This window comes from Acinetobacter brisouioides, from assembly GCF_004331075.1.
In the GTDB taxonomy this organism is placed as follows: domain Bacteria; phylum Pseudomonadota; class Gammaproteobacteria; order Pseudomonadales; family Moraxellaceae; genus Acinetobacter.
Window position 1 is genome coordinate 104705 of the sequence record NZ_SJNX01000003.1, and the last position, 25028, is coordinate 129732.

Genomic DNA, 25028 nt, shown 5'->3' on the forward strand with positions numbered 1-25028 from the left:
TTACTTCTCCTCACCTGATTGAGTTTCTTGGTATGCAGCAACTGCTTGAACTTCAGGATGCGCTTGAGGTGCCCATGCAACTGGACGATCTGTTTCAATTTCAAAACTTGAAATCGCATCTTTAACTAAGCGAGCATCAACTTCGCCTTCGTCTGCAAGTTTTTTCAAGGTTGCAACCACGATATGCGCTGCATCAACACCGAAGTAGCTACGCAAGTTAGCACGTGTATCTGAACGACCATAGCCATCTGTACCTAAGGCAACGAATGGTCGGTTGTCTGGTAAATACGCACGAATTTGTTCACTGTAAGCGCGCATGTGATCGGTTGCAGACACCACAATACCATCTGTGTCACGAAGCTGTTGCGAAACCCAAGATTCGCGTTGTTCTTCTGCAAGTGGATGCAAGCGGTTGTATTCGTCACATGCCATACCATCACGTGCAAGTTCGTTGAAACTTGTCACAGACCAAACATTTGAATGGATTTGGTATTCATCACGTAAAATTTTCGCAGCTTTGATCACTTCACGAAGAATGACACCTGAACCCATTAACTGAACCGTTGCTTTTTCATCTTCTTCAAGCAGATACATACCACGTTTAATGCCTTCTTCAACACCTTCAGGCATTTCAGGATGCTCGTAGTTTTCATTCATCACGGTTAAGTAATAGAACACACGTTCTTGATTAACGTACATACGTTGCAAACCGTCATGTACAATCACTGCAAGTTCATAACCAAAACATGGATCATAAGAGATACAGTTCGGAATGGTGTTCGCAAGAATATGTGAGTGACCATCTTGGTGTTGTAAACCTTCACCATTTAGTGTGGTACGACCTGCTGTTGCACCCAACAAGAAACCTTGCGCTTGTGCATCGCCTGCTGCCCATGCAATATCACCAATACGTTGGAAACCAAACATAGAGTAGTACATGTACATTGGAATCATTGGCAAGTTATTGGTTGAATAACTGGTTGCCAACGCAGCCCACGCGCTCATCGCACCCGCTTCGTTAATCCCTTCTTGAAGCATGTGACCGTCTTTTGCTTCACGGTAATGCATCAATTGTTCTTGGTCTTCAGGTGTATATTTTTGACCGTGAGCAGCGTAAATACCCAACTGACGGAACATGCCTTCTAGACCAAAAGTACGTGCTTCATCTGGAACGATTGGCACTACGCGATCTTTAATCGCTTTTTCTTTCAATAATGCAGCAATTAAACGAACCATCACCATTGTAGTTGATTGTTCTTTACCACCTGAACCATTCAATACCGAGTCAAATACAGATAGCGCAGGAATCGCTAAAGATTCACTCTCACGACGACGTGCAGGTAGGTAACCACCTAGAGACTCACGACGACCCTTCAAGTATTTCATTTCTGGAGAGTTTTCGCTTGGACGATAGAATGGAAGCTCTTCTAATTTATCATCTGTAAATGGCAGGTTAAAACGGTCACGTACATATTTTAAAGAATCGATCTGCATTTTTTTGATTTGGTGAGTCTTATTCACCGCTTCAATTTCTTCAGACAAACCGTAACCTTTAACAGTTTTCGCAAGAATAACTGTTGGTTGACCTTTTGCCTTGGTCGCTTCTGCATATGCAGCAAAGACTTTGTACGGGTCATGACCACCGCGATTTAAATTATCAATATCTTCATCGCTTAAATCTTTTACAAGTTCCGCAGCTTCTGGGTACTTGCCAAAGAATTTCTCACGTGTATATGCACCACCTTTCACTTGATAGCGCTGGTACTCACCATCAACTGTTTCTCCCATGACTGCTTTTAAAGCACCAGACGTATCTTTTGCAAGCAATGGATCCCAATGGCGACCCCAAACTACTTTAATCACACGCCAGCCTGCACCACGGAATAAAGATTCTAATTCTTGAATAATTTTACCGTTACCACGTACAGGGCCATCTAGACGCTGTAAGTTACAGTTAACAACCCAGATCAAGTTATCAAGTTTTTCACGACCAGCAAGTGAAATTGCACCAGTACTTTCTGGCTCATCCATCTCGCCATCGCCAAGATATGCCCAGACTTTACGATCTTCTTCTTTGATCAAGCCACGATTCATCAAATATTTTTGAATGTGCGCTTGATAAATCGACATGATTGGACCAAGACCCATTGATACAGTTGGGAATTGCCAATAGTCTGGCATTAAATATGGATGTGGATAGCTTGGTAAACCGTTACCGCCAACTTCACGGCGGAAGTTACCGAGTTGTTCTTCAGTCAAACGACCTTCCAAAAACGAACGTGCGTAAATCCCTGGAGCACAGTGACCTTGATAATAGATCATGTCACCGCCAAAGTTATCATTGCTTGCACGGAAAAAGTGGTTAAAACCTACATCATACAAGGTTGCTGATGACGCAAAACTTGCTAAGTGACCACCTAAATCATCGCCTGTTTTATTGGCGCGTAACACCATCGCCAACGCATTCCAACGAATCAAAGCACGGATACGGCGTTCCATGTCTTGGTCACCTGGCATTGCAGGTTGTTCTTCTACAGAAATGGTATTGAGATATGGAGTATTTAGGCGCTGAATAGGGACGTGTTTAGCAATTGCGCGTTGATAGAGTTTTTCTAATAAGAATGCTGCCCGCTCTGTTCCCATATGCTGTAACACTGAATCAAAAGCATCTTCCCACTCTAGGGTTTCTTGCGCGTCAGAATCGCCATAATACGCCATGTTTCACCTTTCCTTAATCATTTTAGACAACCCGTTATTTTTAACATGTTTTAGATTAAAAAGTTATGGCTACTTTTAAATACAACTGGATACCAACATTCATAAAATAAATAATCGTTATCTTTAAAATCCTTATTGACAAAAAAATCGCCCATAAGGACGATTTTTATAAAATAACAACAAATCAGCAGGGAGATTTAGAGGTTTTTACTGCTGATCTGTCAAATTCCAAATTTAAATATTCAAATTTATGGCAGCATCGCAAGATAAGTGCTTGGGTTCTTACGTTGACCATCTTGTACGATTTCATAATGCAAATGTGCACCTGTACAACGACCTGTACAACCGACTTTGGCAATTTCTTCGCCCGCCTGTACACGTTCACCCACACTGACTAGCAAACGTGATGCATGTGCATAACGAGTGATATAACCATTACCATGGTTAATTTCAATCATTTGACCATAACCATTGACCCAGCCTGAACGAGTCACGACACCAGAACCAGAAGCGTAAATTGGAGTGCCATTTGGCGCAGCCAAGTCTACACCTGGGTGATATTCAGATTTACCAGCAAAATAACGTGTTCCATACTGTGAACTCACACGTACCATACCTGGCAAAGGATTGGCTTTTAACCAAGACAGGACATTTGAACCAGAACCAGTATTTGCAGCAGAAAGATTTGAACTACCGTATTTTTTAGTCACTGATGCATTGTTAAATTCAACTGATTTATGACCACGAAGTCTCACATTAACATGTGGCGTCGCATCTGCATCATCAACATCGTTGCTTTCTACTGAATATGAACCTTGTGCAACTGCACGGCTCAATTGTTCAAGACGATCTGTTGAAGTTGGCGTGTCAATTAAATCTGCAAATGCCAGTGGCGTGGAAACCAATAAAGATAACGCTAATAAAATACGTCGCATAAAAACCTCTAAAAACTGCTTAACTTAAGCATCACGAAAAACAACCTTTGTACTTCTTGTTTAGACTTAGACAACGCTCTAAGATGAATGTCATAGCAAAAATCGGACTCTGCCATGTCACAACCTCGGAATCTATTTCAGTCCAACACCCCCCAAACAAAGGCTGCAAATATTCAGCAACTCACCAAACAAGTACAATATTGGCAGATGCTGACAAAAATCATTCAACCGCTTTTACCCCAGCCTGAACAATGGCAAGTGGTCTGCTATCAACATGGTGTCTTAATTATCACAGGGGAAAATCAAGCGATGATCAGCCAACTGGGATATTTACAAAAACATTATGTTGCACAATTATCTCAAAAAGATGAATTAAGAGATTTACAAAAAATTCAAGTTCGTTTGCGTGCAAAAAGCATTCAAAAAAGACCAGTAAACAAAGTTCAACCTATCTCAGCAGAAACACAACAAATGTTACAAAGTGCAGCACAGTTTGTGAACGACCCTAAGCTTAGCCAAGCTCTACGCAATTTAGCAAGCGTTATAAAGTAACGAGCTAATTTTGACAGGCTATTTCTCGATATTTCGCTATTTTTCACACAATTTATATTTTTGTATAATCCATGCGCCTGCCTGAAATTTTAAGGGTTTAGCTCACATTCACATACGAAATTGGGCAATCCTTAATGTCATTAAATGTTACAATTTCATAGTTACTCGGATCGCTCTTCACCTGATGCAATAACTGATTGTTCAGTGCATGCCCAGACTTGTAAGCATCGAATTTTGCAATAATTTGGTGTCCGAGCAAATATAAGTCACCTACCGCATCTAAAATTTTGTGACGTACAAATTCATCATCATAGCGTAGCCCTTCTTCATTCACTACGCCTGTTTCATCGACACCAATCGCATTTTCCAGACTTGCACCTAACGCCAGATTATTGGCTTTTAAGAAATCCAAGTCTTTCATAAAACCAAAAGTACGCGCATCGCTAACTTCATACACAAAGGTTTCAGTTGAAAAATCAATTGTTGCTGACTGATATTCTTTAGCAAATGCAGGATGGTCAAAATCAATGGTAAAATTGAGCTGAAAACCATGATGTGGCGTAAATGCTGCACGTTTATCGGCAATGGTTACTTCAACAGGTTTTAAAATTTTAATAAATTTCTTTGGGGCATCTTGTTCAACAAGCCCACCTTGCATCAGCAAGTAAATAAATGGACCCGCGCTCCCATCCATAATCGGGGCTTCAGAAGCAGAGACTTCTACGATTAAATTATCAATACCCAATGCTGCAATCGCACTCATGACGTGCTCAATTGTGCCTACTTTAATATCACCTTGTACCAAGTTAGAACACATAAATGCTTCTTGGATCAACATTGCATCTGCAGGTAGGTCTACAGGTGGGTTTAAGTCAACACGACGAAACACAATACCCGAGTCAACCGTATGCGGCACAAAGTTAATCATGACTTTTTGCCCACTGTGTAAACCAATACCACTGGCCTTGACCACACGCTTGAGGGTACGCTGTTTCAACATCTGTTATTGTCTTCTACCTTTACAAACTGCTCAAGATTAGCATAATTAACCATTGATAAAAAACAAAAAAGGTAGGCCAATTGCCTACCTTTTCTCATTTTAGTAGATTGATTACTAAAATAATCACTTACCCTGTTGTTTTTTCAAGTAATCTTGAATACTCATTGGGTTTGGACGTGAACCACCTGTTGACGTTGCTGCTGGGCGTGCAGGTGCGCTATTTGGCTGATACTGACGCTGAATCGCTGGAATATCATCATCTTCAACGATTTGCTGAGGTTGATGCTGATGCTGAGCCACAGCTGCTGCAACTTGTGATGCTGCCTTAGCACGTGCTTCTGCGTTATTCGAATTACGAGTCAGACCTGTTGCAATCACAGTAACGCGAATTTCATCACGTGCATCTGGATCAAATACCGTACCAAAGAAGACTTCACCTTCATCCAAGTCAACAATTTGGTTCACCACATCGGTAATGATCTGAGTTTCACGCAAAGTGACATCGTTGCCACCTGTAATGTTAATCAACACGCCTTTCGCGTTCATGATATTCACATTATCAAGTAATGGGCTACGAATAGCTAAACGTGCAGCTTCTTCCGCACGGTCTGGCCCTGAGCTTTTACCTTCACCCATCATGGCATAACCACGAGTACTCATCGCCGTTTTCAAGTCAGCAAAGTCAAGGTTAATGTGACCTGGGCGTACAACCAGATCAAAAATACTACGTACAGCATTGAGCAATACATCGTCTGCTTTACGGTAAGCATCTTGCATAGAAATGTCACCATAGACATTTAGCAAGCGTTCATTTGGAATAATAATGAGTGAGTCAACAAATTGCTCAAGTGCCTCAATACCTTTCTCGGCAGATTTTTGACGGCGACGACCTTCAAAATTAAATGGAGTCGTAACAACACCAACCGTTAAAATTCCCATTTCTTTGGCAATTTCTGCAACCACAGGAGCAGCGCCCGTACCCGTTCCACCGCCCATTCCTGCAGTGACGAAGACCATGTCCGCACCTTCAAGATGCTGACGGATCAATTCACGGCTTTCTTCTGCTGCAATTTGCCCGACTTCTGGATTAGCACCAGCACCCAAACCGCGTGTGCTTTGTTCACCAAGCTGGATTTTAAATGGCGCATTCATGCGGTCTAAGGCTTGTTTGTCTGTATTCGCACAAACAAATTTTACGCCTTTAATATCAGACTGCACCATATGCTGGACAGCGTTACCGCCACCACCACCTACACCAAATACAGTAAAACGGGCTTGACCGTTACCATCGGTTTGTTCGTCGTCTAAAAATTCAAATGAGGCCATGACCTTGAGTGTTCCTAATGCTTATTGGCAGCCACTTGAGCCCGTATACTGCCTTGAACGTCTATATAAAATACAATTTTTTTAGGATGCTGTGCTAAAGCCATCTTTGTCAAGTATAGAACTTTTTGCTTACAACTTCCCAACAATATGCGCCATCAAAATGGACTTAGAAAATCGATTTTAGTTTATTGTTTAACGAATTCCATCCATTTTTTAAACGATTCATCATCGTTTTATCTCTATTTTCGTCAGCAACTTCAATTGCATCAGGTATTTCACTTTGACTATACATCAATAAACCCGCAGCAGTAATATATTGCGAACGACGTAAAGCGGCTAAATATGCATCATCTGCACCGACCTGTAAAGGCGGATTACCTAAATGTGCTGAAACACCAAAAATTCTACGCGACAAACTCACCATACCTTCAATCTGGCAAGCGTCACCTGTGAGCACAACACCATGGTATAACCCGTGGATTGCGCCCGTTTCATCAAGATCACTACGAATAGTATTTAAAATTTGTTCGTAACGCGCAATGATAATTTCACTCAGTTCGATACGACTAATCGTCTGTGGCCCTTCAATCCCCTGTACATGCAACATATGATCGGGTTTAACCACATTCATATCGACACAGCCATGCAGAATTTTAATCCGCTCAGCTTCTTCAGTTGTCGTTTGTAAGACTGCAGCGATATCACGGGTCACATGTTCACCGCCCACTGCATAGGTCTTGGTCAGCGCCAAGCGTCCATCAAGATAAACCGCCAGATTGGTTGTACCCGCACCAATATCGAGTAAGCACACACCGTAATCTTTTTCATCCTGCAACAGGCTCGCCTCAGCCGTTGCTAAGCATGAAATCACCATGCGTTCAACTCCGATGTTGGCACCTTTCATGGCACGATCAAGATTTTGCATGGTACTAATTGGCAACATCATTAACTGATAGTGCCCCGTCATACTGTGTGCTGACATGTTAATTGGGTTAATCACCCATTGTTGTGAATCATCAAGTTCGAAACCCAATGGCACAGCACTGGCAAGATAATGATCTGGCGTAATATGACTGGCCTTAGCAAGTTCTAGTGCGCGCACAACTTCATTGGTGGTAATGGTATGATCAGGGTTAGCAATCGGAGTACGCCCCGCTGCATAAAAGCTTTTTAAATCAGCACTTGGAATCGAAATCCAGGCAGAATGCACCCGACATTCGGCCATGTTTTCAGCTTCTGACACCGCATTTTTAATTGCAGAAATCACTTTATCCAGACTAACTATTTTACCTTTGTTCATACCGCGATTGCGTGCAGTTGCCATACCAACAACCTGAATATTGTCGGGTGCATGAACTTTACCTATCAAGACTGAAACTTTATGCGTCCCGATGTCTATTGCTACAACTGAGGGAACCGCTTCACTCATTACCTACTACCATTGATTTATGATTAATTATTGGCATAGCGCCTGTCAGTATTCCAATATTAATGCGCTTGTGCCGTATTTGGCTCACTCGCTGGCGTACTGACAACAGTATTGCTCGCTACAAATTGTCCATGCGAAACAGGTGCCGCACCTCTCCACTGGATTGCCAGACCATTTCTGTAACGCAAATCCACAGTGGCGATTTGAGACCAAATCGGCTTTAAATCTGTTCCTGCAAGCACACTCAAACGCTGTAGTTTACTCATGGTTTGATCCTGATCCACAATAATTCGTAATCCTGAATCAAACTGCATAAACCACGTCATGCGCTCGGTTAAATACAACTCTTTTAAATGAAGATTAAAAGGTTGAAATAGTTGATTTATTTCATTATAACGCCGCATCATCAACTGTGACTGGCTAATCGGCCCATGCAACAATGGTAAATCATTGTGTGGCTGCGGTGCAGCTTCACTATACACATCACCACTATCACTCAGTAAACGCCCTGTTCCCCAACGCGCAATCGGGTGGCGAGGAAAAACCCGCACACGAATTGCATTTGGCCATGCACGAGAAACAACAACCCGATCAACCCATGAAATATCTAAAGTCCGATCACGGATTTTTTCCAAGTCCGAAGTAAAATAATTATCTCGTATAATCGGTTTAACATACATGCCAACTTGCTGAGCTTCTAGAGCAGAATCATTACCGACCACTTGCAAATCTGCCACACGTGCGTCTGTAATAATCTTATATAACCCATAAGTTCCAGCAATAAAAACAGTTGTTGCAATAATTAACAATATCCATCCACCCAGATTTGCCATTTTCTCGGCGCGTGTGGGTGGCTTTTCATGAATAGAGGTGACTGCTGCGCGTGTTTTTCGACGCATTGAAGCTGGTAATTGCGCCATAAATTAGCGAACCGTTTCCGTCAAGGTTTGTTCTAAAATAGCCACACAAAGACTGTCAAAATCATAACCAACCGCTTTAGCCGCTTTTGGCACCAGCGAATGGCTGGTCATGCCTGGAACTGTATTCACTTCCAGCAACCAGAAATTATTCTGTTCATCTTGCATCGCATCAATACGCCCCCAACCGCTTGCACCAACCACTTGAAAAGCACGTAAGCACAATGCTTGCAAACGTTGCTCATCTGACTCACTCAAGCCGCAAGGAATACCATATTGCACATCATTACGCTGATATTTGGCTTCATAATCATAAAAAGCCACATCTGCGGGTGGTTGCAAACGAATCACTGGCAAAGGCTGACCATTCAAGAATGAAATGGTGAACTCACGTCCAGTAATCCATTTTTCTGCCATAACAACCGCATCGTGTTGAGTGGCTTTGGCAATCGCAGCAGCAAGGTCTTCAGCTTTTTCAACCTTACTCATGCCCACACTTGAACCCTCATGCACAGGCTTGATAATTAAAGGTAAGCCAAGGCTTGCAACCACTTCGTTCAAATCAGTGTCTTTACCAATAATTCGATACGGTGCAGTAGGTAAATCTGAACCTTGCCAAACTTGCTTGGTTTTAACTTTATCCATCCCGATGGCAGAGCCTTGTACGCCCGTACCTGTGTATGGGATATTTAACCATTCAAGCACACCTTGAATCTGACCATCTTCACCACCACGACCATGCAAAACAATAAAAGCACGATCATAGCCAACCAGTTCAGTCACGCTACGCTCTTGTGGATCAAATGCTTCTGCATTGACACCTGAACGCAACAATGCTTCAAGAACCGCTCGACCACTATCTAAGGAAACTTCACGCTCTGCTGAACGTCCACCCAATAACACTGCAACCTTGCCGAATTTTGAAGCATTTGACACGTTTTTTATCCTTAAATCTAAGCAAATCACCCAAGCGGGATTATTTTATAAATAAGCGTTTTTGCGCTAACTCAACCGAAATTGCACCCACGTTACCCGCACCTTGTGTTAATAACAAGTCATTTGGTTGTAACACTTTTTGAATGACATTTTCGAGATTCCCCTCAACTGGATCAATCAAAATCGGTTCAACTTCACCACGTAAGCGAATGCTGCGCGCCAATGAACGACTATCCGCCCCGACAATTGGTTTTTCACCTGCTGGATAGACCTCAAGTAACAGTAATTGATCCACCTGTGACAGCACGTCAACAAAGTCATCGAAACAGTCACGGGTACGGCTAAAGCGGTGCGGTTGGAACAACATGACTAAACGGCGGTCAGGATGACTCTGACGAGCTGCCTTAATGGTCGCTTCAACTTCTTTTGGATGATGGCCATAATCATCAACCAATTTGACATTGCCTTCACCTAGTGCGTATTCACCTTGTACCTGGAAACGACGACCTACACCACTGAAGCCTTCTAAAGCACGGCAAATTGCAGCATCAGAAACCCCTTCATCGGTTGCGACACCAATCGCTGCCAAGGCATTTAAGATATTGTGCAAACCTGGTTGGTTGATGGTGACACGTAGTGGTTCACGATCTTTACGCAGCACGGTAAAGTGCGAACGCATACCGTCTTGCTCAACTTCAACCGCACGAATGTCGTTGTCTTCTTGAAAGCCATAAGTAATGGTTGGGCGACCAAAACGTGGCATAATTTCACGTACATTGGCATCATCACCACAAACTACAGCCAAGCCATAGAAAGGTAAGCGGTGAATAAATTCAATAAAGGTATCTTTTAATTTATCAAAGCTACCACCATAGGTATCCATGTGATCCGCATCGACATTGGTAATAATAGCTGCCATTGGCTGTAAAAACAAAAATGAAGCGTCAGATTCATCTGCTTCAGCCACAATATAACGGCTCGCACCCAATGCGGCATTTACACCTGTACGGTTTAGTAAACCACCAATCACATAGGTTGGATCAAGATTTTCTTCTGCCAACATGGTGGTCAGCAAACTGGTCGTCGTGGTTTTACCATGCGTTCCTGCAACCGCAATCCCATGACGATAACGCATTAACTCACCCAGCATTTCTGCACGACGCACCACTGGAATACGTTTTTCAAGTGCTGCTTTAACTTCAGGGTTTTCATGGTCAATTGCAGTGGATACCACCAAGACATTGGCATCTTGCACATTTTCAGCCGCATGCCCAATATAGACCTGAATGCCTTTTGCTTCTAAATGCGCTGTAGTTTTAGACGCTTTAATGTCTGAACCAGAAACACAGTAACCTTGGTTTTTTAAAACTTCAGCGATACCACACATCCCTGCACCACCAATTCCCACAAAATGAATGTGTTTGATACGGCGCATTTCAGGCACTTTGATAAGTTTGTTGACTTGATCTACTGGGGTTGTCGATGACATACGATGCTCTAACTATAATGCTTGGATTAAATCCACCACATGTTGTGTGGCTTCTGGTTGTGCGTGTTGACGCGCTTTGGTTGCCATTTCAGAGAGCAACTGGCGATTCATCAGCGGAGTCAATAATTGCTGTAAACTTTCAGGAGTCATTGTGCTTTGTGGGCAGATTTTTGCTGCACCAATGCCCTCAAGAAAACGGGCATTTGCAGTTTGGTGATCATCTACCGCACTTGGCAGTGGAATAAAGACTGCGGCAACGCCTGCAGTTGCCACTTCGGTCACCGTCAGCGCTCCTGCCCGACAAATAATGAGATCGGCATCGCTATAAGCTTTTGCCATATCTTCAATAAACGGAACCACTTGCACTTGTAACTGCTGCGGCGCATTGGCATAACGAGTTTGCGTTTCAGCAAGTTGTTTTTGCCCACACTGATGAATAATACACAGTTCAACATTGAGTTGTTTAAATGCTTCTGGCAATTTTTCATTCAGTGCTTGTGCACCAAGTGAACCACCGACCACCAAAATATTCAGTGGTTGATGCGCCTGTTCACGGGTTTCGTAACGCCATTTCGGTGTTAATGTATCGGTAATTTCTTTACGTACAGGGTTGCCTGTCGTCACAACTTTGTTGGATGCAGGAAACGTATTTGGAAATGCCTGACAAATTTTACTTGCCACACGTGCCAATTGTACATTGGTAAAGCCTGCAACGGCATTTTGTTCATGAATCAGCACAGGAATACCCAGTGCACGCGCAGCCAAACCACCTGGACCTGCAACATAACCACCGAAACCTGCAACCACATCGACCTGTTGCTGTTTCATAAAGCGCATAGCAGCTAAAGTTGCGCCCAAAATTTTAAATGGTGCAACCAGTTTACGAAGTAAACCATTACCACGCACACCCTGAATATCAATCTGATAAATCGGAATGTTTTGGTTTTTTAACAAACGGTTTTCCATGCCTGTTGGGGTTGCTAGCCAAGAGACACGATGACCTTGTTGTTGTAATAATTTTGCCACGGCTAATGCAGGGAAAACATGTCCACCCGTACCCGCAGCCATCATCATGACATGTTTAGGTTTTTGTAATTGAGAATTGGTCACGGTCAAATACTTCAGCTGTGCAAGTTACATAAATTTCTTGGCTTATTTTAATCATAAAGTCTTATTGGCGTGAATGATTTTCACGTCATTTAAACAAATATTGATTAATTAAAGTGATACTGATCTTGTTATCTTACATTCTTGCCAAATCTTCCTTAAGCTGATTGTTCAAATCGCTACAACTTTTAGTATTTTTGCTCCCACAATAAGCATACAAATCAAGTCAATCGACACACGATTCTTCAGTAGACCGTTTTATTAAAATCATGGGAAATCAATATATTTGAATTATATTCAATATTTTATTAATGCTAATATTAAAAACTGATGAGCGTATACCTGATACGCTCATGTTATCGGATTTTGAATATTTTTACTGAAAACAGCTCACAGGGGTAAATTAACGTCCCTGCTCTAACACATCAAATAACGTGTCAGCAATCGAAGTACCAAACTGAGCATCGATTTCACGGATACAGGTTGGACTGGTGACATTAATTTCAGTGACATAATTACCAATCACATCGAGCCCCACAAACACCAAACCTTTTTCGCGCAAGAATGGACCGACTTTTTCAGCAATTTTCTGATCATTTTCACTTAATGGTCGAGCCTGCCCTAAACCTCCCGCGGCCAAGTTGCCACGCACTTCACCATTTTGTGGAATCCGTGCCAAACAGTAAGGAATCGGTTCACCATTAACCATCAGAATACGCTTATCCCCTTCTACAATTTCAGGAATATAGCGCTGTGCCATAATTGGCTGCTGACCATTTTGGGTTAGAAGTTCTAAGGTTGAGCCAATGTTGACCCCATCTTGAAATAAACGAAAAATGCCCATACCACCCATCCCATCGAGTGGTTTGACAATCACGTCGCCATGTTCAGTAATAAACTCACGCATCAAACTTTCTTGTGATGTAACCAGAGTTGGAACTTGAAGCTCAGGGAACTGGGTTGCAAATAGTTTTTCATTGCAGTCACGCAATGACTGTGGTTTGTTGATAATCCACGCACCTTCGCGTTCTGCCTGCTCCAGAATATAAGTGGTATAGACAAAATTCATGTCAAACGGTGGATCTTTACGCATCAGAATCACATCATAATCCGCCAGTGATTGTTTTTGTTTTTCACCCAGTTCGTAATAGTGCTGATAATCTTCAAAAACTTTCAGTGGTGCAATCAAGCCGAAGGCTTTACCCTGATCAATATATAAATCTTGTTGTAAAACATACCCCAAGTCATGTCCACGGCGACTTGCAGCCCATAGCATTGCCATGGTGGAATCTTTTTTCAGATTGACATTTTCAATGGGATCCATCACAACCAATACACGCATGATTTTTTACTCTAGCTATTTTTTGATGAGAAAAAGTATAGCGGAGATTGTGGCGGTCTTTTTCTGAATTTCAGTAAAGCCTCATATATTATTTGCAAGAAAATAAAGGATGAACTCATGCAACAGGCGATTATTGGTTTTCATTTAGATGAAGAGCAGCACTGGGTTGCAGATTTGGCCTGTGGGCATACGCAGCATGTACGGCATACGCCACCTTGGCAAAACCGCCCTTGGGTCATGACTGAACAAGGTCGCAAAGAAAAAATCGGGGTGATGCTGGAGTGTAAAAAGTGTGATGTGGAAAATTTCGAATAAGTAATTTTATTGGCAAAAGATAAGAGATTTACTTCATAAAACGCCAATTTGTTTCAGAATCGGCATTTTTATGGTTTTTGGATTTTTTAAAATTAATCAAACTATTGATTTATATTATATTAATTAATGAATTTTGCATAACGAACATTATGTTAAATAAGAAAATAGATTGGTGAGATATTCTTTAAATTTTTATGTGAAATAAGATACTTGAACAGTGCCAAAAAAGACATGGATGTTTTATCCATGTCTTTGTTACTCATTTTTATAGTATAAGTTTAATCGTTAGGCCCACTAGAGCAGAACCGATGATGACTCGGAGCACACTCTGATTAAATTTAAATAATGCAGCTACAGCCAAAATTGCAATGATGGCAGAGATATAATCAAAATTTCCTTCAACCCCCCCCTGACCAAAGCACGTGATAACATAAAAAAAGTGCCAAGTTTAAAATCACCCCTACCACGGCAGCGGTAATGGCTGTTAAAGGTGCTGTGAACTTAATCTGATTGTGTGTGGACTCTATAACAGGTGCTCCTGCTAAGATAAAGAAAAATGAGAAAATAAAAGTGAACCATGTGACGATAATTGCACCTAATGCACCAGCAATAAATTGATGTTCAGCACCCAACAGTGAGTGGTTATAAGCAGCCAAAAAACCGACAAAAGCCACCACAATGATCAATGGGCCGGGAGTACTTTCACCTAGAGCTAAACCATCGATCATTTGAGTTGGGGTGAGCCAGTGATAAAAACCTACAGCGCCCTGATATACATAAGGTAGAACCGCGTAGGCACCACCAAATGTGAGTAGTGCAGCTTTAGTAAAGAACCATGCTAGTTGAGTATAAGAGTGGCTCCATCCAAAAATCATTGTTAAAGAGACCAGTGGAATTGCCCATAAAAGTGCTGAAATTACCGCTATTTTGATCAGATGATGCCATTTAAAAATAGCATGTTCAGGTGTAGGGGTATCATCATCAATAATTGCACGTCCATAAGATTTTTGAGTAACCTTATGTGCATTTACCGTAAACAAATCAGGATATTTTTTACTGACCAGATAACCTGATATTGCTGCACATAAAACAATGAAGGGGAAAGGAATATTAAAAATAAATATCGCGAGGAAAGCGACAACTGCAATCGCCCATAGAAATTTATTCTTTAATGAACGACTGCCAATACGATAAGTTGCATGAAATACAATTGCCGCAACCGCTGGCTTAATCCCGTAAAACAACCCCGCAATGATCGGAACGTTGCCATATTTCACATAGACCCAAGACAGTCCAATCAGGATAAAAAGAGAAGGTAGAACAAAGCAAATTCCTGCAATTATGCCACCTTTGGTTTTATGCATTAACCAGCCAATATAAGTTGCAAGCTGTTGAGCTTCTGGGCCAGGTAAGAGCATGCAAAAATTCAAGGCTGCATAAAACGCTTCTCCGAAATCCATTTTTTTTCTTCAACTAGCTCCTGATGCATAACAGCGATTTGCCCAGCAGGACCACCAAAACTAATAAACCCAAGCTTTAACCAAAATTTAAATGCTTGCCAAAAGCTGATAGATTGAATTTCTGTTTCATCTACTAAGGACGATCTATTATTCATGTTAGATTCCTTTGAAAGTCAGCATATAAACCATCAAAAATATGATTTGAAAGATAAAGTAATTGATCATCATTTGTGATCGTGCTTCTGAGACCTTGTAAAATCTTTTCAATTCCTAGTGCTTCGGCAGGCTCATCTCCCCCAACATCTAAAAAATGAACAATTTCAGCAATTTTATTTAAAGCAGGATCCTGTAATTCAAAGCTATGCATTAATACTTCAAAGGTAACTAGATTATTGATATGGGTAAATTGGGCATGATCAAAATCAAAACCTAAGGCATCATTGGGGCAATCATTGGGATGCTCTAACCAAATAAATTTTGCCTGATGGTCTACAAATTTTTGAATGATCCATGCTGATGCCAAACGGTCAACCCAAGGACGCTTTCTGGTTGCCCAAATTTTATTTTGAAAATCCTGTTTGAATAGAACGTTTAATTGCTGTTCAAAATTATTAGGTTCATCATATTCACCTAATCGAGCAATCGCATGTTCTAATCGAGTAAGTTCATTTAATGTTTTGCTTTGATGAGTATTGGGGAAAAAATCTATTTCTATCAGTGAATTGAGGGTTTTTCTTAATTTTCGAATCTGTTTGAGATATTCCTTTTTTTTGTTTTCCTCGAGTGTATTTTGTATTTGTAAAATTTCGGCTCTTAGTTCTTCATACTCTCCTTTCCTATCAAAAAGTTGAGCAAGGTTTAAAGTTGTAGGAGCTTCAGTCTGAAAGATATAGGCTTGACCATGTTCATTAAGATGATCATTAACAATAGAGTCGAATTTTTCAGAATGTATTACTGGTAATAGGTAGACTCCATCCCTCAAAGTTGCTGCACCATTTGACTTTAAAGAACGCCAAATTCTCATTCTTGCAGTTGTACTTTGACTGGGTAGAGATGAAATAAGCAATGATAATTTCATGTTATAAACTCAACATATTTTGTTTAATTTATAACAATTTTTTAAAATTTAAAATGATTTTTATTGAATAATAGTAGGTGTAAAAGTCATAAAGATTTTCTACTCAATATTGATTTTTTATAAATAAATTAGGATTAGTAATATTAGTTCTTCTAAAATTAACGTAAACAGCTTATACGAAATTCTTAAAATTTCTTATTAGGCATCAATACCTTAATCAAAGCCGATCCAGGGTTCAGCACACTGCAATGGATTTTTCACGTTTCACGACTATTATTTAATCAATGTTTTATCGTTTTAATTAAATCTACTCAACAATTTACTTAAATGATCAATAAAAAAGGAAGCCCATGCTTCCTTTTTTCAACCAGTTAAAAATCAGATACCATATTTCTCACGATACGCCTGCATATTGGCTAAGGCTTCTTTCTCACCTTTGGCATCTAGATAATCCATCAAATCTTTCATGGTAATCAATGCATGTACAGGAATCTCAAGTTCTTTTTGTACTTCTTGGATTGCAGACAATTCACCTTGACCACGTTCTTGACGATCTAGCGCAACCAACACGCCAGCAATACTTGCACCTGCATTTTTCAAAACAGTCACCACTTCGCGAATCGCCGTGCCTGCGGTAATTACATCATCAATAATCCAGACTTTTTTACCTTCAACAGCAGCACCCACCAAAACACCACCTTCGCCATGATCTTTAGCTTCTTTACGGTTAAAACCCCAAGGCACGCTTTTGCCATGAATTTGTGATAATGCCACAGCCGTTGCAGCAACAAATGGAATACCTTTATATGCAGGCCCAAAAATAACTTCAACATTGTCACACTGAATTAGTTGATCCGCATAACCTTGTGCAAGTAATGATAATGCTTCACCATCGTTGAGTAAGCCTGCATTAAAAAAATAAGGGCTAACACGACCCGATTTTAAAGTAAACTCACCAAACTTCAGCACACCTCGTGATAAGGCAAGGTCAATAAAAGCCTGTGGGTTAAATTGAGATGGCGTTGTCATGAGGGCTCCAAATTTAGATATTAAGGTAAGACTTGAGCATGATACCAAAGGATCACTATCCAAGTGAGGCAAAAATTCTACGCGTAGTCTCGATTAACGTAAATGGGCTACGTTCTTCTGTGACCAAAGGTCTGCTGGACTGGCTAGAACAGTCCGATGCTGATGTGGTCTGCATTCAGGAAAGCCGCATTACTCACGCACAATGGACGGACAAATTTAAACCAGAAGGCTGGCATACGCATCTCTTTCCAGCAGAACGTGCAGGCTATGCAGGCACTGCAATCTACAGTCGTCTCCCTTTTCTCTCGGTTCGAGATGGTTTGGGCTTTGAACTGGCAGATTCGCAAGGGCGTTTTATTTGTGCCGAATTTGATTTAGGGCTAGAGCAACCTGTACATATTGCATCGTTGTACTTACCTTCGGGTTCTTCAGGTGAAGACGCTCAAATACGTAAAGATCTGTTTTTAGATGAATACAAAAAAATCCTGAAACAATGGCGCGATGAAAATAAATCCATCATTGTCTGTGGCGACTACAACATCGTACATAAGCGCATTGATATTAAAAACTGGTCAGGCAATCAAAAAGCTTCTGGCTGCCTCCCTCATGAGCGCGCATGGCTTGACCATATTTATGATGAACTGGGTTATGTCGATACCTTTCGTGTGGTGCGTCCCGAAGCTGAACTGTATTCTTGGTGGTCAAATCGAGGGCAAGCCCGTGCGAAAAATGTCGGTTGGCGAATCGACTATCAAGCCTGTTCACCCGACTGGAAAACGCGAACAATAAACGCATGGGTCTACAAAGATCAATGGTTTAGTGACCACGCACCTGTTATTATTGATTATCAACTTTAGTAGTTTTGTGAACACATGTTCACAAAACTACTAAAAATAACTTACATTCATTGTCGCCTGAAATGCTTTTTTCTGACATCACTTTGTAGCAATATAGCCGCACGGCACAGGGACATGTCAGGATGACAGCAAAAGGACAGGACGCCGTAGGATGAAGTAAAAATAAACTAAGTTACTTAGCTTATTTTTCAAGGATGTGACATCGGACGTTGTAAATGAGACCCGCATAATCAGGATGATCTAATGCGGGTTTTCTCTATTTGGAATACCAGTTTTTCCATCAAGATAAGCATAGCCGAAAACAAATTTTTTGGTTAAGCTCATTTGTCATATTGATAGATGAGTAATGAATATGCTGAAAATTTATGGCATTAAGAACTGTAATTCCATGAAGAAAGCCTTCGATTTGCTGAGCGAATTAGGTTTAAGCTACGAGTTTCATGACTATAAAAAGCAAAGTATTGACACAACAACTGTCAAACAATGGCTAGATGCCTGTGGGCAAGACCTGATCTTAAATAAAAAAGGTACCACATGGCGTAAGCTCAGTGAAACTGAGCAACAGCAAGCCCTTGCGAACGAAGAAAATCTGATTCAGGCACTGATCACACATACCAGTTTAATTAAACGCCCTGTACTGCAAACTGCTCAAGGTTTCGTTGTCGGCTTTGATGAAGCAGCGTATCGCAACTTAGTCTAAAAATAAAAAAGCCTAGAACAGTCTAGGCTTTGCTTTTATCACAATACATATTAGTGAACACGATTCCAAGTCTGATTACGTCCAAGCGCAGAAAAACCCAAATACCCACGAATTTTAAGCTGCTTGCCTCCGTTAATTAACTGACCTTTTAGGCTATAAGTTTTGCCATTTTTCGGATCAAGGATTGAACCATTATCGTACTGATTACCGCCCACATTTTTCAGACCACGTACAATAGTCACACCATGTAATGGTTTATTTTTGTAGGGACCTTCGCAGTTGGTACAGCTATTCTCTTCCCCAGGAGTCAGTACTTTTTGAATACTTGCAGACAATGTACCGTTTTTTTGCTCGGTAAAGACAACGATCGCTTTAGGCTTTTTGGTTTCATCATCAATTGTTTGCCAAACTGTTCCATTGAGCTGATCTGCTGCATGTGCAGCCATCGCGGCACCAAATAGTCCAAACGCAAGTAACATTTTTTTCATTATTTCTTCCCTAATCATCTGTTGTAGTATTGCCAATCTTCAGTATTCAAAATACATTGCCAATTTGCAATTTCTCAGTGTGACCGTTTAGTGTTGCCTTGTAACAATATTTACAAGATCATCCTATATTGTGCTGTTCTCTTGCAAGAGAAAATGTCAAGCAAGACCACATCAGATCAAAAGCCTGATAGACCTTAGCCTTCAAAATAAAGCATCAGGAATTATATAACGTCGCTTTTTATCGCATCCCCAGCTCAGCGCAAGCAATAAATGGGTTATTTGCACGCCAATCACTGCCTTTTTTGCGTAAGTTGCTGCAAACGCTGAAGCAGTCCAACCATTTTAAATTCACCTGTTAAACGCAAACCGCGTAGTTCCCGATGTTGGGTATCTAAAAACAAATAAGTTGGTGGGCCCAAAATATCCCATTGACTCAATAACGCCTGATGCGAAGCATCATACTGACTCAAATCCAGCTTGATCAGATAAAATGGCGCAAGTGCCTGTTGTACCTGCGATTGTGGCAAAATCTGATGCTCAATAGGCTGACATGCCACACACCAGTTAGCATAGACATCGACCACAATGGCTTGCCCTTGAGGTGCTTGTGCTAGCAAGGTCTGAAATTCGGCTGCCGTCTTGGCAACATTCCATTGCACCTGAGTAGAGGTTCCAACGGTATTTTGACCTTGCCACCACTGGTATTGCTGGTAAGCATATGCAGGTACTAAACTCAGCAGTAAAACTGCATATAGCCATTTTAAACCACGCACATGCTTGATTACGCCATAGAGCAAATAAACAACAAAACTCATTAGCAGCAATACATTCAGGAGTTGCCATGCACTGCTATTCAAGACAGGACGAATAAAATACAGTGCCAACCCCAACATAATAAATGCAAAGACCACTTTAACCTGCATCATCCATAACCCAGCTTTGGGCAAAGCTCTGGAACCCAGTGAACTGACCAGCAACATTGGCACACCCATGCCCATGCCTAGACTAAACAGCAAAATTGCACCATGCCATGGGCTTTGAGTCTGAGAAATAAACAATAACGCTCCTGCAAGAGGAGCTGTCATACACGGTCCCACCAGCAAGGCAGAAATCATTCCCATCACTGCCGCACCAAGCAGAGAGCCACCTTTTTGCATAGACTGTGCTTGATCTAAACGGTGTGTCCATGTCTGAGGTAACTTGATTTCAAATAGACCAAACAGGTTCAGGGCAAATAGCACAAATAGCACACTAAATGCCATTAAAATGCTCGGCTGCTGTAACCAGCGCTGGAAACTCAAACCAAATGAAGATGCCACCACGCCTAAAACTGCATAAACCGATGCCATGCTACAAACAAAGACCAAAGCAATACTCCACGCCTTTAAGCCCTTATGCTCCCGAATTAACAGCGAAGTCAAAATTGGAATCATGGGTAAAGAACATGGGGTAAAAGCAAGTAAAATTCCTAAGCCTAAAAACAACAGTAATCCATAAGCAAAAGAATGCTGACTGAGGCGCTGTGACCAGACTTCATCATCGGCGGTTAAAACAGTGGCGGGCTGGGGAGTATTTTTCGTCGTTACCGCGGCGGCTGTGGTATTTAAAGGATTGGAATCTAGCGATGTGGATTGCTGCTGTGAAAGTTCAAGCAAACCAGACTGCGGACGTACCTGATCCTGCATACTGATCAAGCCATCAGCATCGGTACGAATTGTGATTTTTTGTGGTGGATAACACAAACGGTCTTTGGCACACCCCTGCCACGTCACTTGATAGCTCTGATTCGGCTGTGTTGGAATGCTAAAAGCCACCTGGTCAAAATACACCAGGCTTTGCCCAAAATTATCATCATGCTGAGACACGGCTTGCGGGAATTTAACTGTTAGTTGCTGCTGCCCTTGCTGTACCGTAAATTTTTGTTGATACAAATAATAATGTGGCTGGATTTTCCAAGACAGTTGCGCCTGATGATCGGAGAGAGATTCCGCGGAAAATTGAAATGCCTGTTCAACAGGCAACAATTCATCAGCATGACTGAATACAGGAAAACATACAATCAATAATAGGCAATATTGTAGGGCTAACCACAATATTGCTGTTTTTTTGACATGCAACAGCATGGGCAGATCTGCTCATTGAATTTAGAACAGGTAGGATACGCCAAAACCACCACTATAGTCAGGTACATCACCACCCAAACCTACACCAATACTGGCATCGAATTGTGTGCGATTGTTAAGTTTGTAAACTAAGCCTGTTGCCAGTGAAGTCTGCTCACGCTGGCTTTCTTGCTTACGATAGACAAATTGGGAAAAACCTAACCATTTATTAGCGATCGTATACTTTAAAGTCGGAATAGCCGTCCATGACCAGCGACCATCCTGCATTTCATAGAACATGGTAATACTGGTGTTCAGCAATTCATTTTGCTGATAAGCCACTGTTGATCCCAAAGTATAGGTATCTTGATTTTCTCTAAAACCCCGATTACCTGTCGCAAAGGAGACTTTACCCAAGACGGCCATAGTCATTTGATCATCTTGTAAATCAATGGCTTTTTTCACCCCGACAGATACATCTCCCAGACCATTATCATTGATTTTTTGACCTGCATGGCGGATTTGTGTCCACGCAGGACCTTCCCAACCCAACTGCAATTCCATGCTGTCAGTCAGACCTGTACGAAACAGCATATCCGTCTGAATTGTTGTAGTTTTCTCATAACCGTCAGCCGTGCCCTGCTTGGTATAAAACACACTCGGCAAGCTTTGTTCCCATGCCAGTTGTCCGACTGGGGTAATACTTGTACCAAAGCCAGAACCTGGACGGTCAAAAGAAAAATCGGTCGCTAGACTATGCATGCTCACTGTTGAAGCCAGTGCGAATGCCGTGGTTTGCCATAGTTTCATAGATATTCTCAAGGATTAAGCGTTAGTTAATTCTTTTGTCATTTTTGCACCATGCTCACGAAGCAATTGCAAAGTTTGCTTTTGCTCTGGCAAAGTCAGTGCCCAATCAATTTCATCATAATCACATTCAAAAAATAACTGGCTAATTGATGATAACACGGTTAAATCTTCATCATCTAACGTATTTGGGTTGACTTTTTCATCCAGCAAACGCTGCACTGCAGGAACACATGCTGCGCTGGCGGCATCCCAAAGCGGTCCATAAAATTCTTCCGCATCCCACAAATGCACATTCGCTTTGGCTTGAATCAAAGCATCTAGAATTTCAAGATGTGGCTGTAGTAGCTGCTGTTTTTGTTGTTCTGACAAAGGTTCTCCTTCCTCACAAGCATCACACAGCGTTTCCCACCACTGGAACAAGCCATCGCAGACCACGGTAACTGGCAAGCCTTTTTCAGGATCCATAAAGTTAGGATCAAGCCCTTGAGATAACAGGTCTTGTACTTTAGCAGGGTCAAGTTGTTCAATGGCATCAATCAAGGCATGTTGTGATGTCGTTAGCATGATGGGTTCTCAATGGCAATGTGCTCAAGCCAGTTTAACAAGAAATCTAATATCAAAGACAATAAAAAAAGCTCCCGAAGGAGCTTTTCTAGAAAAAGCAGCTACTTAAGCTTCATCTTCTTCTTCAATTTCAAGAGGTTTAGCACGAGGATTATCTTTTTTCTCGATCACATGCTCTAGACTGCGTTTTAGACGTTCGATTGCCCCATGAACTGCAGCATCTACATTACCTGCTTTATGTGATACAGCAATCGGTTTCAATCCTGCTAGACGTGCTTCAATCATGCAACGTAGGTCGTCATCTCCGCCTTTGTCTCCATTTTCATCACTCAAATGTACTGAAAAGTGAGTAATACGTTCACTGTGACGTTGAAATTCATTCGTAAGTTCTGCACGTATATAGCCAATTAGACGTTCACTATTTTGGATATTTTTATCTGTACGGATTTCAATATTCATAATTCATCCTCTCTTATTTCATCGATCTGCGCTGTGCAAAACAAAACAACCATCCATGTAAATGCACCTAAAACCTAGTCATACACGATGGTAAAAACACTTAAATTTATAAGCTTTCACTCTTACTAAACAGAAGATGTTGTCACCATTTTTGCATATTGTTTCGGTGTCCTTATGCTTTAAATATCAGGCTATACTCGAAAATATGCAAGCATATTTTGCAAAAAACGATCAAAAGGAAACCAACCGTGACAACTTCTTACTTGCGTGGTCAGGCACTCATCGATTGTATTCGCTCTACCCCCTATTCTCGTGACCTGATTGGCTATCATGGGTCTCCCCCTCACGCTCACTGGCCACATCAAGCCAAAATTGCGGTGCAATTCGTGCTGAATTATGAGGAGGGATCGGAAAATCATATTGAGCATGGTGATGCAGGCTCAGAGCAATTTTTATCAGACATTATTGGCGCGGCAAGTTTTCCTGCCAAACACATGTCGATGGACTCCATGTACGAATATGGTTCACGCGCAGGTTTCTGGCGTATCCATGAAGAGTTTCAACGGCGTCATTTACCCATGACCATTTTTGGTGTCGGTATGGCTCTCATTCGTAACCCATATGTGGTCGAGGCTATCAAGTCGGCGGGCTACGATGTCGCTTCACATGGGCAACGCTGGATTCCTTATCAAGACATGCCGATTGAAACTGAACGGCAATATATGGATCAGGCGATCAGCGTACTTGAAACCCTTTTGGGTAACACCCCTATTGGCTGGTACACAGGGCGCGATAGCCCGAACACACGCCAGCTTCTAGCTGAATTTCCAAAAATTCAATATGATAGCGATCATTATGGTGATGACCTCCCGTTTTGGACAACCCTGACCAACACAGCAGGTGAAAGCCGCCTGCATCTCATTATTCCTTATAGCTTAGAATCCAATGATATGAAATTTTGTTCGCCAGGTGGTTTCAACAGCGGCGAGCAGTTTTATCAGTATTTAAAAGATGCCTTTGATGTGCTGTATGCTGAAGGCGATACTGCACCGAAAATGTTATCCATTGGGATGCACTGTCGTATTTTAGGTAAACCTGGGCGCTTTAAGGCATTACAACGCTTTTTGGATTATATTCAGTCACATGAACGGGTATGGATTTGTCGCCGTCAGGATATTACCGAGCATTGGTATCAACATCATTATCCCAACCTAAGTTCGAGATAAAATACGTAGAAATTATAGAACATATGAAAACGTCAACTGCATGTTTCAGATCAGAGTTATATTTTCAATATATTGAGTAAAAACTTTCACAAAATTCAGGTTAGCCAAGTAAAAAAACCTGTTTGGCTCTTGCTTTTTAGACCACGATTGCACATGTTTAAATGATTAAAAGCAACAATAAACTGGACA

Annotated in this window: 22 protein-coding genes and 1 pseudogene; 5 read left to right on the forward strand and 18 right to left on the reverse strand. The window is 41.5% G+C overall.

What is annotated here, in order from left to right; genetic code table 11:
• Complete coding sequence (gene aceE, locus E0H77_RS05485) at positions 1-2718, reverse strand: pyruvate dehydrogenase (acetyl-transferring), homodimeric type (RefSeq protein WP_131375657.1); 2718 nt, start codon at positions 2716-2718, stop codon at positions 1-3.
• Positions 2719-2966: 248 nt separating this feature from the next.
• A complete protein-coding gene (locus tag E0H77_RS05490; protein WP_131312420.1) occupies positions 2967-3653 on the reverse strand; it encodes a M23 family metallopeptidase in 687 nt (228 codons plus the stop codon).
• 114 nt (positions 3654-3767) lie between these two features.
• On the opposite strand from E0H77_RS05490, the gene E0H77_RS05495 reads away from it, so the two are divergent.
• Positions 3768-4205: a DUF721 domain-containing protein gene (locus E0H77_RS05495; RefSeq protein ID WP_131375659.1), complete on the forward strand. Its 438-nt coding sequence runs from the start codon at positions 3768-3770 to the stop codon at positions 4203-4205.
• Between the two features lie 97 nt (positions 4206-4302).
• Here E0H77_RS05495 and lpxC read toward each other — a convergent pair whose 3' ends face one another.
• From lpxC to gshB, 8 genes are all read right to left on the reverse strand, one after another.
• Positions 4303-5205, reverse strand: a complete 903-nt coding sequence (gene lpxC, locus E0H77_RS05500) for a UDP-3-O-acyl-N-acetylglucosamine deacetylase (RefSeq protein ID WP_131375661.1) — start codon at positions 5203-5205, stop codon at positions 4303-4305.
• 123 nt (positions 5206-5328) lie between these two features.
• On the reverse strand, positions 5329-6531 hold the full coding sequence (gene ftsZ, locus E0H77_RS05505; protein WP_131375663.1) for a cell division protein FtsZ: 1203 nt from the start codon (positions 6529-6531) through the stop codon (positions 5329-5331).
• A 166-nt stretch (positions 6532-6697) separates the two neighbouring features.
• Positions 6698-7960: a cell division protein FtsA gene (gene ftsA, locus E0H77_RS05510; protein ID WP_131312424.1), complete on the reverse strand. Its 1263-nt coding sequence runs from the start codon at positions 7958-7960 to the stop codon at positions 6698-6700.
• Positions 7961-8019: 59 nt separating this feature from the next.
• On the reverse strand, positions 8020-8880 hold the full coding sequence (locus tag E0H77_RS05515) for a cell division protein FtsQ/DivIB (protein WP_131375665.1): 861 nt from the start codon (positions 8878-8880) through the stop codon (positions 8020-8022).
• Between the two features lie 3 nt (positions 8881-8883).
• Positions 8884-9813, reverse strand: coding sequence for a D-alanine--D-alanine ligase (locus E0H77_RS05520; protein WP_131375667.1), 930 nt, complete (start codon positions 9811-9813; stop codon positions 8884-8886).
• Between the two features lie 40 nt (positions 9814-9853).
• Entirely contained in the window at positions 9854-11302 is a 1449-nt protein-coding gene (gene murC, locus E0H77_RS05525; RefSeq protein ID WP_131375669.1) for a UDP-N-acetylmuramate--L-alanine ligase, read from the reverse strand.
• A 12-nt stretch (positions 11303-11314) separates the two neighbouring features.
• Positions 11315-12412 (reverse strand): undecaprenyldiphospho-muramoylpentapeptide beta-N-acetylglucosaminyltransferase, encoded by a 1098-nt coding sequence (gene murG / locus E0H77_RS05530; protein ID WP_131375671.1) that lies wholly within the window; start codon positions 12410-12412, stop codon positions 11315-11317.
• Positions 12413-12812: 400 nt separating this feature from the next.
• The gene (gene gshB, locus E0H77_RS05535; protein ID WP_131375673.1) at positions 12813-13751 is read right to left on the reverse strand and encodes a glutathione synthase; all 939 of its coding nucleotides are present in this window, start codon (positions 13749-13751) and stop codon (positions 12813-12815) included.
• 117 nt (positions 13752-13868) lie between these two features.
• Between gshB and E0H77_RS05540 the strand changes: the two genes are divergently transcribed.
• A complete protein-coding gene (locus E0H77_RS05540; RefSeq protein WP_131375675.1) occupies positions 13869-14066 on the forward strand; it encodes a DUF3565 domain-containing protein in 198 nt (65 codons plus the stop codon).
• Positions 14067-14331: 265 nt separating this feature from the next.
• On the opposite strand, the pseudogene chrA reads toward E0H77_RS05540, so the two are convergent.
• The 3 genes and pseudogenes from chrA to pyrE all read right to left on the reverse strand — a co-directional run bounded on the left by chrA (position 14332) and on the right by pyrE (position 17633).
• Positions 14332-15681: pseudogene (gene chrA, locus E0H77_RS05545) on the reverse strand (chromate efflux transporter).
• Positions 15678-16604 carry a chromate resistance protein ChrB domain-containing protein gene (locus E0H77_RS05550; RefSeq protein WP_131375677.1) on the reverse strand — a complete coding sequence of 309 codons (927 nt, stop codon included), beginning with the start codon at positions 16602-16604 and terminating at the stop codon, positions 15678-15680. The pseudogene chrA and the gene E0H77_RS05550 overlap by 4 nt, the downstream one beginning before the upstream one ends.
• 378 nt (positions 16605-16982) lie before the next feature.
• The gene (gene pyrE / locus E0H77_RS05555; RefSeq protein WP_131375679.1) at positions 16983-17633 is read right to left on the reverse strand and encodes an orotate phosphoribosyltransferase; all 651 of its coding nucleotides are present in this window, start codon (positions 17631-17633) and stop codon (positions 16983-16985) included.
• Between the two features lie 38 nt (positions 17634-17671).
• On the opposite strand from pyrE, the gene E0H77_RS05560 reads away from it, so the two are divergent.
• Together E0H77_RS05560 and E0H77_RS05565 are read left to right on the forward strand one after the other, a co-directional pair.
• On the forward strand, positions 17672-18490 hold the full coding sequence (locus tag E0H77_RS05560) for an exodeoxyribonuclease III (protein ID WP_131375681.1): 819 nt from the start codon (positions 17672-17674) through the stop codon (positions 18488-18490).
• Positions 18491-18842: 352 nt separating this feature from the next.
• Positions 18843-19190 (forward strand): Spx/MgsR family RNA polymerase-binding regulatory protein, encoded by a 348-nt coding sequence (locus E0H77_RS05565; RefSeq protein ID WP_131375683.1) that lies wholly within the window; start codon positions 18843-18845, stop codon positions 19188-19190.
• 50 nt (positions 19191-19240) lie between these two features.
• Here E0H77_RS05565 and E0H77_RS05570 read toward each other — a convergent pair whose 3' ends face one another.
• The 5 genes from E0H77_RS05570 to E0H77_RS05590 all read right to left on the reverse strand — a co-directional run bounded on the left by E0H77_RS05570 (position 19241) and on the right by E0H77_RS05590 (position 23613).
• On the reverse strand, positions 19241-19678 hold the full coding sequence (locus E0H77_RS05570; protein ID WP_045793212.1) for a DUF2147 domain-containing protein: 438 nt from the start codon (positions 19676-19678) through the stop codon (positions 19241-19243).
• 290 nt (positions 19679-19968) lie between these two features.
• On the reverse strand, positions 19969-21801 hold the full coding sequence (gene dsbD / locus E0H77_RS05575) for a protein-disulfide reductase DsbD (RefSeq protein WP_131375685.1): 1833 nt from the start codon (positions 21799-21801) through the stop codon (positions 19969-19971).
• 21 nt (positions 21802-21822) lie between these two features.
• Positions 21823-22590 carry a transporter gene (locus E0H77_RS05580; protein WP_131375687.1) on the reverse strand — a complete coding sequence of 256 codons (768 nt, stop codon included), beginning with the start codon at positions 22588-22590 and terminating at the stop codon, positions 21823-21825.
• Between the two features lie 15 nt (positions 22591-22605).
• The gene (locus E0H77_RS05585) at positions 22606-23154 is read right to left on the reverse strand and encodes an ankyrin repeat domain-containing protein (RefSeq protein WP_045793210.1); all 549 of its coding nucleotides are present in this window, start codon (positions 23152-23154) and stop codon (positions 22606-22608) included.
• A 105-nt stretch (positions 23155-23259) separates the two neighbouring features.
• Positions 23260-23613: an HPF/RaiA family ribosome-associated protein gene (locus E0H77_RS05590; RefSeq protein WP_131312438.1), complete on the reverse strand. Its 354-nt coding sequence runs from the start codon at positions 23611-23613 to the stop codon at positions 23260-23262.
• A gap of 248 nt (positions 23614-23861) precedes the next feature.
• Between E0H77_RS05590 and puuE the strand changes: the two genes are divergently transcribed.
• Positions 23862-24839 carry an allantoinase PuuE gene (gene puuE / locus E0H77_RS05595; RefSeq protein ID WP_131375689.1) on the forward strand — a complete coding sequence of 326 codons (978 nt, stop codon included), beginning with the start codon at positions 23862-23864 and terminating at the stop codon, positions 24837-24839.
• The last annotated feature ends 189 nt before the right edge of the window (positions 24840-25028 follow it).